We start from the raw sequence: 15,259 nt of genomic DNA on the forward strand, positions 1-15,259 counted from the left end.
CGGCGCCATTGCGTGTGAGTTCTCTGGTCATGAGAGGGATGAATGACCAGGTGACATGGTCATGGAGGAGCAAACGCAAATTCTCGTACGCGTCGGTGGGTGATCACACAGCAGTACGTGAGTAGTTGATAATGCATGTGGATCCTGGGCATCCTGTGGCGCATAGCCACGAGCGGAGCCGACCGGGGGGAGCAGCACGTATGAGGGCTTTGGTTTTCGAGGCTTTCGGACAGGAGCTTTCGGTCCGTGAGGTGCCCAACCCTGCCCCTTCCCCTGTCGGGGCAGTGATCAAGGTTGAGGCGGCAGGACTGTGCCGGAGCGATTGGTACGGCTGGCAAGGCCACGACCAGGACATCCGCTGCCTCCCGCATGTGCCAGGACATGAGCTGGCAGGGGTGGTCGAGGAGGTGGGCTCCCAGGCCTCGAGATGGCGGCCTGGGGACCGGGTCACAGTGCCGTTCGTGTGCGCATGCGGGACCTGCGGCGCGTGCGCCGCGGGAGAGCAGCAGGTGTGCGAGCGGCAGACGCAGCCAGGATTCCATCATTGGGGCTCGTTCGCGGAGTACGTGGCAATCGATCACGCCGACGTCAACCTGGTCAGACTGCCGACGGCGATGGAGTTCACGGCTGCCGCGGGCCTGGGATGCCAATTCGCCACCGCCTTCCGCGCCGTGGTCCAGGTCGGCGCAGTTCGACCGGGTGAGTGGGTGGTGGTCTACGGATGTGACGGGATCGGACTCTCGGCTGTCATGATCGCCGCGGCCTCAGGGGCCCGGGCAGTCGCGGTGGACAGCAGTGGCGAGGCATTGGCCATCGCCGAGCGACTGGGCGCTGCCGCAGTGCACCGGATGCCTGCGAGTGGTGAGGCACCCGGCAACACCCGTGGCGTCCCTGAAGCCGTTGATGAAGTCGCCGCCGCGGTCCGGGACATCACAGGAGGGGGAGCCCATCTGTCGATCGACGCCATGGGTCACGCCTTCAGTACCGAGCTGGGGATCGGAAGCCTTCGACGGCGCGGACGGCATGTCCAAGTGCGGGCCGCCGGCGGGCTCACCGGGCTGTCGATGAACCGTGTACTGGCGTACGAGCTGGTGGTCTCGGGCAGTCACGGCATGGCCGCGCATGCGTATCCTGCAATGATGGACTTGGCGACGGTCGGCATTCTGCGGCCGGATCTGCTGATCACCAGGACTGTCGGTCTGGACCAGGCCGGGCTCGCGCTGGCCGAGATCGGCACCGTACCCGGCATCACGGTAATTCTCCCCCACGGCTAATGCCGCATCAGACTTCCCCAGAGGCTTGTCAAGCTGCGCCTGTGGCGGGTTGTGCGGATGGGAAGAGGCGTCCGTCTCGAAGTAGAGCCCAGAGAACATTGCGGATCTTCGACCCGTACTTGCCCCGGTCGACAGGGTTCGGACCTGTCAGGTCCCTCTTTTCAGGGCCGGATGTTCACCGAGTCGATCGCGCAGCGTGACCAGTCCGACTCGCCGCGGGAGCCGTGCTCATCAAGGACCAGGCGGTGGAGCCTGGCCCACACCCTGGCTTTCGTCCACTCGGCAAATCGCCGATGAGCCGTCGCCTCTGACGGTCCGAACGACGCCGTAGGCAACTGCTGGCACGTGCAGCCCGACGTGGCCACGAACACGATCGCCGCCAGCACCTCCCGGTCACCATGCCGGCGTTGGCCACCACCCTGAGGCCGCGAGGGGAGCCTCGGGCACCACCCGCTGGAACAAGTCCCACAACTCGTCCGGCACCAGCCGCTCAACGGTCCCCACCACAACCGACAGCCTACCGAACCCACCAAATGAGGTGACGTCTTAGACGATCGAGGATCTTCCGCCGAATCCCACGGGCCACCCGATGGGCTGGGTGGCCACGATCAATCCGCGGCGACCGCTGTACCGATGTCCCACGGCCGGTTCCCCACCCGGCCGGCGCGGCAGAAGTGAGTAGCGATCACTCATGCGCACCGGCTCCCGGATGGTCAGGCTGGACCGTGCTGCCTGTTCCTGGCCTGCCCTCCGCGGCGGAGCGTCGGGCACGGCATCACCGCCCGGCACGGGCTCACAGTGAAGAAAGGCAGATGGGTCACGTGAAGAATTGGTCGATTCCCGGCTTCGTGGAGACGCGGGAACTGGGGGCCGGCAGCAGCGGACGTGTAGTGATGGCCGTCGAGCAGTCCACGGGTGACCCGGTGGCGATCAAGTACCTCGATGCCCGGCTGGCAGGGGACTCCCGATTTCTCCAGGCCTTCCGCACCGAGGCGGGGCTTCTGAGGGACCTGCGCTCTCCGCATGTGGCCCGCTTCCATCGGTATGTGGAGAGCGAGGAGGGCGCCGCGCTGGTGATGGAACTGATCGACGGCCCTTCCCTGAGGACGCTGCTCCGGCAGGAGGGAGCCACCACCCCCGAGGCAGCTCTGACGGTCCTCAAGGGCTCCCTGCTCGGCCTCTGTGCCGCGCACGGGGCCGGCATCGTGCACCGCGACTACAAGCCGGAGAATGTGCTGGTCACGGGCGAAGGCGTGTCAAAGCTCGTCGATTTCGGGATCGCGGCCCGCGACGGGAGCACCCCCAGCGGGGCAGGAACCCCCATGTACATGGCACCTGAGCAGTGGCAGGGAGAGGCGGCCTCCCCGGCCACGGACGTGTATGCCGCCACCGCCACGTTCTTCGAGTGCCTGACCGGGGTGCGGCCGTTCCACGGCGAGCACCTGGCGGAGATAGCCGTGCAGCACCTGTCGGCGGAGGTACCCGTCCGGTCCGTGCCGGAGCCGGTTCGGCCTCTGATCGAGCGCGGTATGGCCAAGCGCTCACTGGACCGGCCGGCATCTGCAGCCGACTTCCTCGCTGAACTTGAGGCGGTGGCTGTCGCAGGCTATGGAGACGAGTGGGAGGAGCGGGGCCTCCACGCACTGGCGCTCTGCGCTGCGGGACTGATGGTGGGCTTGTTGGAGCCTTTCGCCGGTGGGGGCGAGGAGGCGACGACGTCACTTGCCACCACGGACCTTGACGGACCGGATGGCGCCCAGGGTGTACGGCGGCCCGGTCGGCTTCGGTCCGGGGGCGGCGCCGTGCCTGCCGGCCGGTCCGCCGGGGCGGGACGTCGCCTGCGCGTCCCTGTACTCGTCGGTGCCGGCGTGCTGGCGAGTGTGGCGGTGCTGACTGCCGTTGCGGTGAGCGGGGGTCCCTCCTCGCAGGAGGCGTCCTCGTCGTCACCGGGGTCCAAGACCCCTCCGGTGCCCGGCAAGACGATTTCGCCGTCCGCCCCAGGGCCGGCGGAGGTTTCGGCGTCCGCCTCCTCCTCGGGGTCCCCGTCCGTCTCCACTTCACCCGGCTCGCCCTCGGGCGGAGCCGATGCGACCCCCTCCGGAGGAGGCACCGCAGGCGGTGCGGCCGGGGAGGGGAAGTCCGGCGCGCCCTCCCTCGAACCCGTCGGTCCGGGAGAGCCGGCAGCGGCCACTCCCACCGGTGGCGGGTTGCAGACGCCCGCGGCGGGCTCCGTGGCGGTCAGCGGTGCGGAGATCACCCGGCTCGGTCCGGCGTCGTCGGGGCGCGCAGCCGATGCCGCGGTCGCGGTGACCACGACCGGCCCCGAACCAGTCACCCTCACCCTGACCTGGTACAACAGCGACGAAAGCGGCACTCCGGGAGAGCAGGACGGCGCCACGGAGACCTATGTGCTCAAGGGACGCACCTCATACGACCTCCGCTACACGCACACCTTCCGCAGCGACAGATGCCCGCGGTACTGGGGCCTGCGGATATCCACGACGCCGGAAGCCGGGTCAGGTGAGCCGTATCGGGACACGGGCGCCCTGGCATGCACCATCGAATTCCCCGAACTGGGCTGAGCGCTGTGTCTGGAGCTACCATGCCGGATCCCCACGACTGGCCGACACAGCGTCTCGGCCGGCTGGGGCGGGCGCCCGCGCCCCACGGCCCGGCCGACGACGGCCCTGAGTACCTGACGACAGGCTGGAGTGTCAGCTCCGGCGACTCCTCCGTCTCCCGGAGCGACGCCCTTCCCACAGCCGCGACGTTGTGGAAGACGGGTCTGTACCCCCTGAGCCCTCCCGGGGCGGGCGGTGAGGCGCCGACGGTGCTCCTGACGGACGAGGAGGAGGCCGGGGGAGCTGTCACCGCCGTGTGGCGGGGTGGCCCGCAGGTCATCCCGCCACGCCGGCGCCGAAAGGGCGCGCGGATACGGAGGTGGGTTCTGCCGGTCCTGCTCGCCGCCGCCGTGACCGCGGTCTTCCTTGCGCTGCGGGTTCTCCCGGAGCAGGCTGCCACCAAGGTCACCGAGGTCACCGTTCGCGTCGAGCCAACCGAGGTGGGCTGCAACGGTACCGCCGAGGTTGTCGCCACGGCGAGGACCAACGGTGCCCCGGGCATGATCCGCTACCGCTGGCTCCGCAGCGACGGCACCGTCTCCGGGGAGCTGACCCAGTCCGTCTCGGCCCACCAGAAGGAGGCGCGGCTCGTCCTGCGCTGGACCTTCAACGGCCGGGGTACGCAGCGGGCCGGCGCCGTCGTCGACATCCTCTCCCCGACCCCGCATACGGCCAAGGCTGCCTTCACGTACCGCTGTCGCTGAATCCGCCTGCCGCAGTCCGGGAAGTCGTCGCGCTGGTACGGCCGGTCCGGCAGGTCTCGCGCTGGTGCCGTCACCGGCGGTGCCGGCACAGGCCATGCACAGGGCCGGTTCACCTCCACAGTGCGCCGGCCCGGTTCACTACAGGTATGACATCGGGGGTCGTCGGGGCGGCCCGTGCTGCGTATCGATGTGGTTGACGGCGGCCGGTGGGCTCCCCGCAGGCACGAGGTGGGGCAGCCTCCCGGGGAGGCGGTGCCGGCCCCGGTCTGGGCATTGACCTCGCGAAGCGACGCCATCTCCCTGCTCTCCGGCCGCCCTCCAGTGCTTCAGGCCGGCAGGCGCCCGGGTGATCCCCCTGCGCGCATAGGAAGGGGCTTGACCCTCTCCACCTGGCGGAGGTGGTGCGGCGCGAGCGCCCCGAACTCCTGGCGTGTTGTCGGCGGGGAGGCCGGTCGGCCCAGGGCGCCGTCGATACAGCCCGCCATCCAATCCTGGGAGGGCGGGAAAGGTTCCACTCCATCTGTCTCTGCGTGCTCACCGCACTCCGATTCCGCCGCGCCGGTGTCGGCGGTGTTGTCAGCAGAGGCGGGAGTGCCGAGATGGGCCGCAGGTCCCCCTTGGCCGAAGCGGTAACCCTCCTGGTACTGCTCGGCGGTGCTGTCCGCGCACCCGGCTACGAGCAGCAGCAGGGAGACCAGAAGTGCAGACATGCAGTTTTTCACCTGCTGGGTGAAGCCCAGACGGTCGTACCACGCGACTGCCGCAGCGGCATCCTTGACCTGAAGAATCGGGATCACTTCCTCTTCTTCCGGGCCGTTCATCAGGCGCGCCCTCCCGAGCACGCTTCGTCAGCCGCTGCGAACAGCCCAGCGTAGCCGGCGAGTTGGAGGCCCTTACTGCGTGCCCGGTCGACCAGCATCGCGACGAGTCGTTCGTCCGACGCGGCCGACGGCATCGCACGGCCTGCCGACTCCGCGACGGACTCCTGCTCGATCGTCGTCCCGCTTACTTGGCGTCTCTCCCTTGATCAGCAGATCCGCCGTTGATCAGACACTCCCCTTCTTGGAGACGAAGTGCAGGTGGAAGCTGGTGTCGATCGGGCCCGCATGGCTCCGGCAGACGACGGAGAGATGGCCCGGTCGGCCCGGGTCGGGCACCCACACACGGCAGAGCGCGGTGGAGCCGTTGGCCGTGGCGATGAGGCTCGCGTAGCCGATGTCGGGTTCCTGGTTGGCGATGTCGACGGTGTACTGGCCGGTGGCATGGCGCTGTACGGCGACGGCCCCTGTTGTGACCGGTCCAGGGTCGTGGACGGCACTGTTGGGCAGCACCACACGAGAGTTGGTGGAGATCCAGGGCGCGGTGAGGTACGCCTCGCCGACACCGGACGCTCCCGCCAGGTTGACGCCACGGGTGTATCCGACATGGATCCGGGTGCCGCCCGGAGCCAAGCCTCCGGTGACCGCGTCGCGGCAGATCACCGAGATCTGCCGGACCGGACCCGCATCCCCAGGGATCAGCGCCCGCCCCGTCGTTCCGCACACCACGTCCGGGATCCGGCCGGTAGCGGCCTCGGCGATGGGGGCGAGGGCCGTGACGGCGAACGACTCGGGTGCCGTGCCCGGCAGATAGGGCAGGTCGACGATGTATTGACCCGGCGACGGGTGGGTGTAGGCGACACGCGCGGCACTGCCCGTGTCCTGCGGTTCGGCCAACCGCCAGTCGGAGGACACGGCACCGGGCGCGGTCGCGGCGGTCACCATCGCCCCGTGTGCCGCGCCGCGGGCGTTGTACGCGATGGTGAAGCGGCGGTCGGCCGGACGCCCTGCGCTGTCGAAGCAGGCCACGTCGATCTGCAGACCTGGATGACGGCTGGGGGTGATGCCGTCGAAGGGCATGCAGTTGCCGTCGGTCATTGCCCGTACATGAAGGCCGGCTGTCGGTGCGGTGCCTAGGTCGGGGCCTGAGAAGAAGACGGAGTATCGCCCCGTGGCGTCGTGGCGCACATGCGCCGGCATGTCGAGGGGGACGCTGCTGTGGAAGGCCAGCGGTGACAGGTCTGTGTACGTGCCCGCGGGCTCGTTGCCCGCCACGGCGGCGAAGATCGACACGCGCGGAGGGGCCGGCGATCCCGCCGCAGCGGCCGGAGCAGGAAGGGACACGAGCGTGCTCGCCGCGACGCTCGCGGCGACGGCGAGGTGAGCCGGCGAGCGCCGGAGCCTGCTGAAGAAGTGCATCGGTGGATGAATCCTTGTCCGGTCTGTCGAAGGTGGTGGGGGCCAGTCCGTGACGGTCGGCCCGGTGCCGCGCCCCGGCGAATCACGAAGTCCTCGTATGGAAGCGACAAGCACGGCCTGTCGGCGGTGAGATTCCGAAGCCCGCGTCTCTCACCATCGCCGTCCGCGGAAGGCAGCAGGTCACGGCGACGGCCCGGCCCGCCCGGACAGGCAAACACCTCGGACCTGCGGACACGCGCCACGCGCCGTGGTGCGCCTGGACGCCTGAGTTTCCCCGATCCGCATGTGGACCGGTCAGAGTAACGACTGCTCAATTTCCGTATGCGGTCCGGAAAGGCCGGCCGGACGATGCTGTGGCGCGGCTTGCAGCAAGGCGCGGCGAACGGACATGTGGCGGTGACGTTCGGGTCTGGGGCCAGCGCGCGGCTGCCGCGCGCTGGCCCCGGGAACTCTGTGCGCCTCTCGGTCCGGGCACGCGGGCCGGAGGCCACTCGCACTGATTCGGTGCTGATGCCCGTGATGGCGGATGGCTCGGTTCTGGGGCCGGGCCATCCGCCATCCCTCGGCGAGTACTGCTGGGACCCCATCAAGGGCAGGTCGGCGCAGAGTTACCGTGTGAGGAAGTCGAGGAGGATCTGTCGGCTGGTCTGGGAGGTAAGGCTGCCGTAGGCGTCGTCGAAGGCGTGTTCGGCGAACGGCAGTTTCTTGACCGTGGTGCCTACGCCCTTGGCGCGTAGGGCGTCGGCGAGGTCGTCGATGGTGGTGGGGGATGCGCTGCGGTCGCGGTCGCCGACAACGAGGAGGGTGGGCTGGAGCCCTGCGGTGACATGAGTGGTGGGCGAGACGGCGTGGTAGCGGTTCGGGTGCTGTTCGGGGGTGCCGCCGGTGAACAGTTCGGCGGCCTGGCGCGTGCCGGCGACGTCGCGTTGCCACATGTCGGTGACGTCGGTGCCGGGGTAGAACCCGACGACGGAGTGCGGGGGCTTGGGAGCGCGGCCGTCACCGGCCTTGATGGTGCCGTTCTTCAGGCGCCAGGCGGCGTCCAGGGCGAGGGTTCCGCCGGCGGACATGCCGCCCAGGGAGATTCGGTTGGGGTCGATGCCGTAGCGGCCGGCGTGGTCCTCGGTCCAGCCAAGTGCGGTGACGAGGTCCTGGGGGGCTTTGTCCCAGGTGGGCCGGTCGGGGCGGGCGAGGCGGTAGTCGATGGCGATCGCGGCGATGCCGTGGTCGGCCAGCCACCGGGCGGTGTCGCGCAGGTCGCTCTTGTCGAAGGTGTGGAAGCCACCGGCGTGCGCGAGCACGATCGCCGGGACCTTGCCCGAGCGGGTTTGTGCGGCCTTGGGAAGGTAGAGGTCGGCCTTCAGCTCCTCCCCGTCGCGCTTGGCGTAGGTGGGGGAGTCGTCGGGGACGGCGCCCGGGTAGGCGAGTTGGGTGATGACCTCGCCGAAGGAGATTCGGGTGTGCTCCTTGCCGGCGGTGGCGTACTGGACCGCGCCGATCGCCAGGGCGGAAGCGGCCGACACAGCGGTGAGCGCGGTCAGTGTCCGACCCCAGTGGACAAGACCGCTACGCCATGCCAGCACACCGAGGCCGAGCCCGACGAGAGCGAGCAGCGCGATGTGGAACGGATACTGGCCTCCCAGGACCGGCCCGATGACGCCGGCTTTCGGGATCGCTGGTATCCAGGCGCCCAGCACGATCGCTCCGTCGAGGAAGGCGATCAGCGAGGCGATCAGCGCCAGGACGACGCGGAGGATCCTGCGGACGGGCCCGGGGCGTGCCTGACGGCGGGCCGATCGGGCGGCCGGGACAGAGTGCTGGGGCGTGGACATGTTGGCGCTCCGTGAGGTGGGATCACCGGCGGCCGGATCAGGCTTTGCCGGACATGGCACCAGCGTCCCGGCCGGACCTCCTGGCCGGCGTCCCCCCACCGAGCGAAACCGCCGCCTGGCTCCCCGCGGGTACGCGCGATCACCGCGGTTTGGAGCCGGGCACCACCAGACCGTTTTCATAGGCGAGGATGGCTGCCTGGGTGCGGTCCCGAAGCTGCATCTTGCTCAAGATGCGGCCGATGTGGGTCTTGACCGTCTCTTCGGCGACCACGAGTTTCCGCGCGATCTCGGCGTTGGACAGGCCGAATGCGACCTGAACCAGGACTTCGGTCTCACGCGGCGTGAGTCGTTCGATCCGTGCCCCGGGCGTGGGCCGGGGACCGGATGTGGCGCGGGCGAACTCGTTGATCAGCCGCATGGTCATGTCCGGGGCGAGCAGGGCGTCACCGCGCGCGACGATCCGCACCGCCTCCGCGAGCTGGTCACCGGAGGCGTCCTTGAGCAGGAAACCCCCGGCGCCGGCACGCAGCGCCTCGTACACGTACTCGTCCAGGTTGAACGTGGTCAGGATCAGGATCCTGGTAGCCGCCTCGGGGCGTGCGGTGAGGCGGCGGGTGGCCTCGATGCCGTCCAGGTTCGGCATCCGGATGTCCATGACGACCACGTCCGGCTCGAGCTTCTCGGTGAGCGCGACGGCCTGCTCGCCGTCTTCGGCACACGCGATGACCTCGAGGTCTGACTGGGCGCCGAGCATGACCGAGAACGCGTCACGGACCATGGCCTGGTCGTCGGCGATCAGCACGCGGATTGTCACGGGGTCGACTCCTTGCCGGTGGGTGGGGCGGGGACAGGGAGCACAGCATGGACCTCCCAGCCGCCGTCGGACGCGGGGCCGACGGTCAGCTCGCCGCCCAGCATCGCGACACGCTCGCGCATGCCGGTCAGGCCGTGCCCTGCGCCGGGTGACGGTCCGGACGCCACAGGCGCGGCAGTGTTGGTGACGCTCAGCGTCAGCGTGTCGTGACCGTATCCGATCCGCACGACGACCTCGGCGCCGGACGCGTGCCGCAGGCAGTTGCTCAGTGCTTCCTGAACGATCCGGTACGCGGACAACTCCACCCCTGGTGGCAGGGCCCGCGCCGTCCCCCGGACCTGCGAGGTGACGGTCAGCCCCGCGGCGCGGACCGAGTCCAGCAGGTCGTCGAGTCGAACCAGGGAGGGCTGCGGTGCCGTGCCGGCCGCGTCATCGCCGGGAACCTCAAAGCGCAGCACGCCCAACAGGCGGCGCAGCTCCGTCAGAGCCTCCAGCGCGCTCGCCCGGATCGACGTGAACTCGTTGACGAGTTCCGCGGGCGGATCCGGCACACGGTAGCGGGCAGCGTCGGCCTGAACGGAGATCAGGGACATGTGATGGGCGACCACATCGTGCAGCTCACGGGCGATTCGGGCTCGTTCCTCCAGCACGGTCCGCGCGGCCCGCTCGTGGGCGGTCGCAACGAACTGCTCAGCCAGCCGGGCACGATCCTCACGCCGCCCCCGCCTGATCGACCCCAAGGCCGGCCCCACAACGAGCAACACGGTGCCAAAGGCGGTCACGGGCCAGTCCCCGACCGCCGTCCCGGACAGCTTCAGAACCAGCATGAGCAAGGCGGTGACAGCGGTCGCCACAGCCGCCGAGAAAGGACGCACCCGAAGCGACAGCAGGAACAGCACCACGGCCTGCACCGCCCACACCCACAGCCAGTTGTCGTGGGTGGGCGGATGCCCCACCACGACAACGACCGTCATGGCCATCGCGAGCCACCACGCCGGCGTCGGCCACCGCAACGCCACCACCACGGTGGCGGCGTGCACCGCAGCCAGCACATGTGCGGTGAGATCCGCGCCGGTCCCGCCCAAGGCCACAGCGAGCAGAAACACCGAGACCTGCGGGAGCCGGCTCAAGCGGCGGGGCCAGGACAGCGGCGGCAACGGCCGGGCCCTCGCAGTCAGCAGATCCGCCCGAACCCCCGACCTGTCCGGCACCAATCCGCCAACACTTTCCTTCATCGGGACATTTTCGGGCACAACAGGCGTCCTCCGAGGTCAGCGCGTGGCAATGCCCCACCGACGGTAGACAGCAACCCTTCTGAGCACATCCCCCCACAGAGCTCACCACCGCATGGCTCCCCGGAGCCATGCGCTGCTGGACACGGGGCTGCCAGTCCCCGCGTACTTCGGCGGCGAGCTTGTCGGCGAGGTCGCGGCGGGAGTGTTTGAACCGGCCCTGCAGACAGCGCTCCACGGTCCCCTCTGAGGCACCCAGCCGCTCAGCGACAGCGCCAGGTCGAGCGCTTCTCCGCCTTGACCGGGAACCGCACTTGGCCTGGCGCTGGTGGCCGGTTGAGACTCCCCGGCCACATCGCTACCTGGCGTGAACGCCTGCCTCGCCGTCGATCGCCCCACCCGGGAAGGATGCGGCGGCGGATCGCCAAGCCCTCTGGGAGACCGCTTGGGCATGGGCGACTCGCCGTCATCACCATCCCAACGGCGGCCGTACCGGTCCGGCAGCCTGCCCCAGCCCCAGTACGGCACCGGCCGGGAAGGGGTCTCTCCGAGCTCGTCCAGCGCAACATCCTGTGCCGCCGCGGCGTGTCAGTCCGGGGCAGGGGCCGCGCGATAGCCGCGGAAATAATCCACAGTGAATCGCTTGGGATAAGAGCTGGCGACCTGTCGGCCTTCAGGAAACTCGTAAATGCTGAGCATGAATTGCATAGGGTAACTGGGGGACTGGTTCGAAACCTTCACCAGCTTGTCGTCGACGAAGAAGGCGACGTGGTCCGGAGTCCATTCCACGGCATATGTATGATACTCGCGTGCATCGATGGCGAGGTGCTCCGCGGCCCACTCCTCGTGAATGGCGGGATCGCCCCATGGGTGGAGTCCCATGCCAACGGCTGTCGTGTCCGGAGTCAATTCACGGCCGAAGATCTCAAAGATGCATATCTCCGCGGAATGTTCCGGCACATCCTCATATCCGATCATCCATAGAGCTACCATGCAGTGCGGGTCGGCGGTCGCCTTCGCCCGCATCTCGAAGAACCCGTACTGAGGGGTGTAGAGCTTGCTGGGGTCCTGTGCCTCGCGCACGCGGAGGGACGGCTTGAAATGCATTTGTCCGATCGGACTCCCGACGGGGCCGGCGAACAAACCGGTCTGCAAGGAAGAAACCCTGATGTCACCGTCGAACTCAGGGCACCATGGCTTCTGTTCTTCTTCGATGAGCAGATTCAAAGCGCCCTGCTCAATATGATACCTGGCGCGCGCTGCTTCGCGAGAACTCCAGTGCGGCAAATAGTACGGCAGCCACCGGGAACTGTCCAGGTCATCGCCGTGGAAGGATTCGTCGAATTCCAGAATGTAACCCTGCTTGCTGACAGGGTTGATGACAGGCGTTCCTTCTGTCATTGCACTCTCCGTATTTCCGTGGGTGGTCGATAATGGTGATTCTGTGCAGAGAATGCACTGTATTGTGTGTCAACGACCCTGCGTGATCTCACGCGGGAACAACTGGCACAGCGGCTCCGCATGGTGTGATGCCACCGCTCGGCGCGCCGTCCAGCCGCCGTCGACCAACGGCCCTCAGGGGTGTGCTGCGCCGCATGAGCATCCCGGGCCCGGCGCCGTGCCGGAGCGATCCCGTCCGGTCCACCGGCCGATAGGCCCAGAGTGATCACGCTGTCGACGCAGCAATCCTTCGGTGACATATCTGACAGTGCATCAAATAGCGACGCGCGACGGATGTGTGTGCCGGAACACCGGGCGTACCGCAGCGCCAATCCCTGGTCGTCGCCCCTGCGTGGGAGTGGTCCATGGGGTGCAGCCTGCCGGACGGGAAGCCGCAAGAGTACTGGCAGGACTGACAGGGTGCAGGAAGTTTCTGCCATGATGGACCTGTGATGCGCAATGTGGTCGCCCTGGTCGGCGACAGAGCGGCAGCGTTCGAGCTCGGTGTGGTCTGTCAGGTCTTCGGGCTGGACCGCTCCGACGATGGCCTGCCGGTCTATGATTTCGCGGTCTGCGCACCGCGTCCGGGCCTCGTGGCCACCACGTCGGGGTTTTCCATCGATGTCGAGTACGGGCTGGAACGGTTGGCCAATGCCGACCTGGTGACCGTGCCGGCCTGGCCGGATCTCGACCGGCCTGTGCTGCCATCGATTGCTGAGGCGCTACGCCACGCGGTCGTCCGCGGTGCCCGAGTGCTGTCCGTGTGCACGGGTGCCTTCCCGCTCGCCATGGCGGGCCTGCTCGACGGGCGGCGAGCCGCAACACACTGGCAGTTCGCCGACCAGCTTGCTGAGCAGCATCCAAGCGTCCGGGTCGAGCGGGACGTTCTCTATGTCGAGGATGGGCCCATTCTCACCAGTGCCGGGGCTGCCGCCGGGATCGACGCCTGCCTGCACATCGTGCGCCGCGAGTATGGCGCCGCGACTGCCAACGCACTGGCCCGCCGTATGGTTGTACCGGCACACCGATCTGGCGGTCAGGCGCAGTACGTCGAAATGCCGGTCCCCAAAGTCGGCACCGGCTATGAGCTTTCCGACCTGCTGGACTGGATGCAGGCACACCTCGAGCGCCCTCTGACTGTGGACATGCTGGCCTCCCGGGCACGAATGTCGCCGCGGACCTTCGCCAGGAGATTCAAGGCAGCCACTGGCGCAACGCCGCACCGCTGGCTGCTCGACCAGCGGCTGCACCGAGCAGAGCAACTCTTGGAGAGCAGCGATCTGCCGGTGGAAGCCGTAGCCACTCGCTCGGGCTTCGGCAGCGCCGACGCCCTGCGCCATCACTTCACCGCACGTCGCGGAGTGGGTCCCCTCGCGCACCGGCGCTCTTTCCAGTCCAGCCGAGAGCGCCCCCCGGGAGCGGAGCAGATAGCGCCATGAAATGGCGAAGGTGATGGTCCGCCGCGCGATCGCGGAGAAGGCCCCGTTCGGCTGGGTGCCCCCGGATGCCGCCTGCCGCTAGAGCAAGGTCTGACGGCACGAGTGCGAGCAGGCCGACGTCTGCCGGGCATGGCCATCACCCGGCACGACACCATCGATTGCCGAGGTGACCAGCCTGCTCGCCCGGGCGACAGCCGACGCTGAACCGCAGTGTGTGAGTACTGCCCAACGGTTCTGTTTGGTCTGCTGGTGGTTCCGTGCCCCGGTGAGGGCAGGAACCACCAGCAGCAATGGCACGCTATGACTGCTTCAGGCCTGCTATCGGGATCCGTGGATGCACTCGGGGCCGTTGCCCGGCCACAGCGAAACGGAGTAGCCGAAGACCTGCTTGGGGTCGTCAAAGACGAAGGTCAGTGTCTCATCGGCGGGGATTCCCTTGGGGCTGATGTACACGACGTCCTTGCCGTGCTCGACCACCGAGCGAATGGCCTTGCCGAGCTTGCCGCCGGGATCGACAGGAATGGGCTTTCCAGACTTCGGCGCGGAGGCGCTGGCGGTTTCATCGTCGGTTGCCGCTGGGGGGCAGCTGGGGTCGGTCACGATGACCTTGACGCGCACGCCCATGCGGGCCAGGTCACGCTGCAGGCCTTCAACGTCTACCTTGCCTTCAGTCTTTCCGGTGATGACCTTGACCTCGCCGGAAGGCTCACGTTGCAGGGTGTAGGCGACGGTGGAGATCCGGTTGAGGGAGTTGGCCGAGGAGCCGCCGCCGGCGACGGCCGACCCGGCACCGCCACCCGGGTTCAGAACGAGAACGGCGGCGGCGACCGAGGCAGCGAGGCCGGCGGTCAGCCCGACCGGGACCCAGCGCCTGCGGCCCGTCCGGCTGGGGCGGCGCGCGGCTTCTTCCGCAGCTGCCACGTCCTGTGCTCGCTGCTCGACATGATTCTTCAGCTCGTGCATCAATCGCTCCTCGAAGCGTCCGGGGTTCATGGGGTGACCTCCAGTGGGGGCGAAAGGGAGGGAGTGGAGTCCGTTGTTGTCTGTGCGGCCAGTTCGCGCCGCATGGCGCTGCGGGCGCGGTGGAGCCTGACGCGGGCAGCCACCGGGTTGATGTCCAACGCGGCTGCGGCCTCGGCGATGGTCAGGCCGTCGACCGCGACCAACTCGAGCACGGCCCGCTGGCCCGCCGGCAGCGTGGCCATCGCGGCCAGCAGGCCGTGGCAGGCCTGCTCGGCATCGATGCGTTCTTCCAGCCGAGCGATGTCGTCGTTCTCCAGCAGCCGATGACCGGATATCCGGCTCTCGGCCACCGACAAACGAGCCGCCCTGCGGTCCTCGGCCGCAGCCACATTCCGGGCGATGCCGTGCAGCCACGCAATAGGATTTCCCAACTCCTCCCGGTAACCGGAAGCCGCCGAGATCGCCGCCAGGAACACGTCGGCAACCAGATCAGCCGCAGCAAAAGGATCACGGCTCCGCCGGGCCGCGTACCGCAGCATCGTCTGCACGTGCTCGCGGTAGAACGCCTCGAACGCCTCCGGATCCTCACCGATCCGCGCTACCTCGTAACCGCGTGGCGGGTGCCTCACATCGACTCCTTCTTTCTCCCCGTCCCTTTCACTTCCTCTTGTCGCTTCACGGCCGGTGCGTTACATGCCGGCTT

At 68.4% G+C, this 15,259-nt stretch carries 12 protein-coding genes and 1 pseudogene; 4 read left to right on the forward strand and 9 right to left on the reverse strand.

The window, feature by feature from the left end:
- The first annotated feature begins 200 nt into the window (after positions 1-200).
- On the forward strand, positions 201-1,274 hold the full coding sequence (locus ACWD0A_RS00810; RefSeq protein ID WP_451293282.1) for an alcohol dehydrogenase catalytic domain-containing protein: 1,074 nt from the start codon (positions 201-203) through the stop codon (positions 1,272-1,274).
- A 58-nt stretch (positions 1,275-1,332) separates the two neighbouring features.
- Here ACWD0A_RS00810 and ACWD0A_RS00815 read toward each other — a convergent pair.
- Positions 1,333-1,781: pseudogene (locus ACWD0A_RS00815) on the reverse strand (transposase); the annotation flags it as partial.
- Between the two features lie 305 nt (positions 1,782-2,086).
- Between ACWD0A_RS00815 and ACWD0A_RS00820 the strand changes: the two are divergent.
- Both ACWD0A_RS00820 and ACWD0A_RS00825 read left to right on the forward strand, forming a co-directional pair.
- On the forward strand, positions 2,087-3,856 hold the full coding sequence (locus ACWD0A_RS00820) for a protein kinase domain-containing protein (RefSeq protein ID WP_451293284.1): 1,770 nt from the start codon (positions 2,087-2,089) through the stop codon (positions 3,854-3,856).
- 20 nt (positions 3,857-3,876) lie between these two features.
- Positions 3,877-4,599: a hypothetical protein gene (locus ACWD0A_RS00825; protein ID WP_451293286.1), complete on the forward strand. Its 723-nt coding sequence runs from the start codon at positions 3,877-3,879 to the stop codon at positions 4,597-4,599.
- Between the two features lie 326 nt (positions 4,600-4,925).
- On the opposite strand, the gene ACWD0A_RS00830 is transcribed toward ACWD0A_RS00825, so the two are convergent.
- From ACWD0A_RS00830 to ACWD0A_RS00855, 6 genes are all read right to left on the reverse strand, one after another.
- Positions 4,926-5,420 carry a hypothetical protein gene (locus ACWD0A_RS00830; protein WP_451293557.1) on the reverse strand — a complete coding sequence of 165 codons (495 nt, stop codon included), beginning with the start codon at positions 5,418-5,420 and terminating at the stop codon, positions 4,926-4,928.
- A 225-nt stretch (positions 5,421-5,645) separates the two neighbouring features.
- Positions 5,646-6,836 carry a hypothetical protein gene (locus ACWD0A_RS00835; RefSeq protein WP_451293288.1) on the reverse strand — a complete coding sequence of 397 codons (1,191 nt, stop codon included), beginning with the start codon at positions 6,834-6,836 and terminating at the stop codon, positions 5,646-5,648.
- A 608-nt stretch (positions 6,837-7,444) separates the two neighbouring features.
- A complete protein-coding gene (locus tag ACWD0A_RS00840; protein ID WP_451293290.1) occupies positions 7,445-8,668 on the reverse strand; it encodes an alpha/beta hydrolase in 1,224 nt (407 codons plus the stop codon).
- Between the two features lie 139 nt (positions 8,669-8,807).
- Positions 8,808-9,482, reverse strand: coding sequence for a response regulator (locus tag ACWD0A_RS00845; protein WP_451293292.1), 675 nt, complete (start codon positions 9,480-9,482; stop codon positions 8,808-8,810).
- Positions 9,479-10,717: a sensor histidine kinase gene (locus ACWD0A_RS00850; RefSeq protein WP_451293294.1), complete on the reverse strand. Its 1,239-nt coding sequence runs from the start codon at positions 10,715-10,717 to the stop codon at positions 9,479-9,481. Before ACWD0A_RS00850 ends, ACWD0A_RS00845 begins: the two co-directional genes overlap by 4 nt.
- Before the next feature lie 585 nt (positions 10,718-11,302).
- Positions 11,303-12,115: a glycoside hydrolase family 16 protein gene (locus tag ACWD0A_RS00855; RefSeq protein WP_451293296.1), complete on the reverse strand. Its 813-nt coding sequence runs from the start codon at positions 12,113-12,115 to the stop codon at positions 11,303-11,305.
- Positions 12,116-12,606: 491 nt separating this feature from the next.
- On the opposite strand from ACWD0A_RS00855, the gene ACWD0A_RS00860 reads away from it, so the two are divergent.
- Positions 12,607-13,593, forward strand: coding sequence for a helix-turn-helix domain-containing protein (locus ACWD0A_RS00860; RefSeq protein ID WP_451293537.1), 987 nt, complete (start codon positions 12,607-12,609; stop codon positions 13,591-13,593).
- 318 nt (positions 13,594-13,911) lie between these two features.
- Here ACWD0A_RS00860 and ACWD0A_RS00865 read toward each other — a convergent pair whose 3' ends face one another.
- Positions 13,912-14,556: a hypothetical protein gene (locus ACWD0A_RS00865; RefSeq protein WP_451293298.1), complete on the reverse strand. Its 645-nt coding sequence runs from the start codon at positions 14,554-14,556 to the stop codon at positions 13,912-13,914.
- A 26-nt stretch (positions 14,557-14,582) separates the two neighbouring features.
- Positions 14,583-15,185, reverse strand: coding sequence for an RNA polymerase sigma factor (locus tag ACWD0A_RS00870; protein ID WP_451293300.1), 603 nt, complete (start codon positions 15,183-15,185; stop codon positions 14,583-14,585).
- Positions 15,186-15,259 lie beyond the last annotated feature (74 nt).

The sequence above is a fragment of the Streptomyces sp. NPDC002867 genome (genome assembly GCF_053591895.1).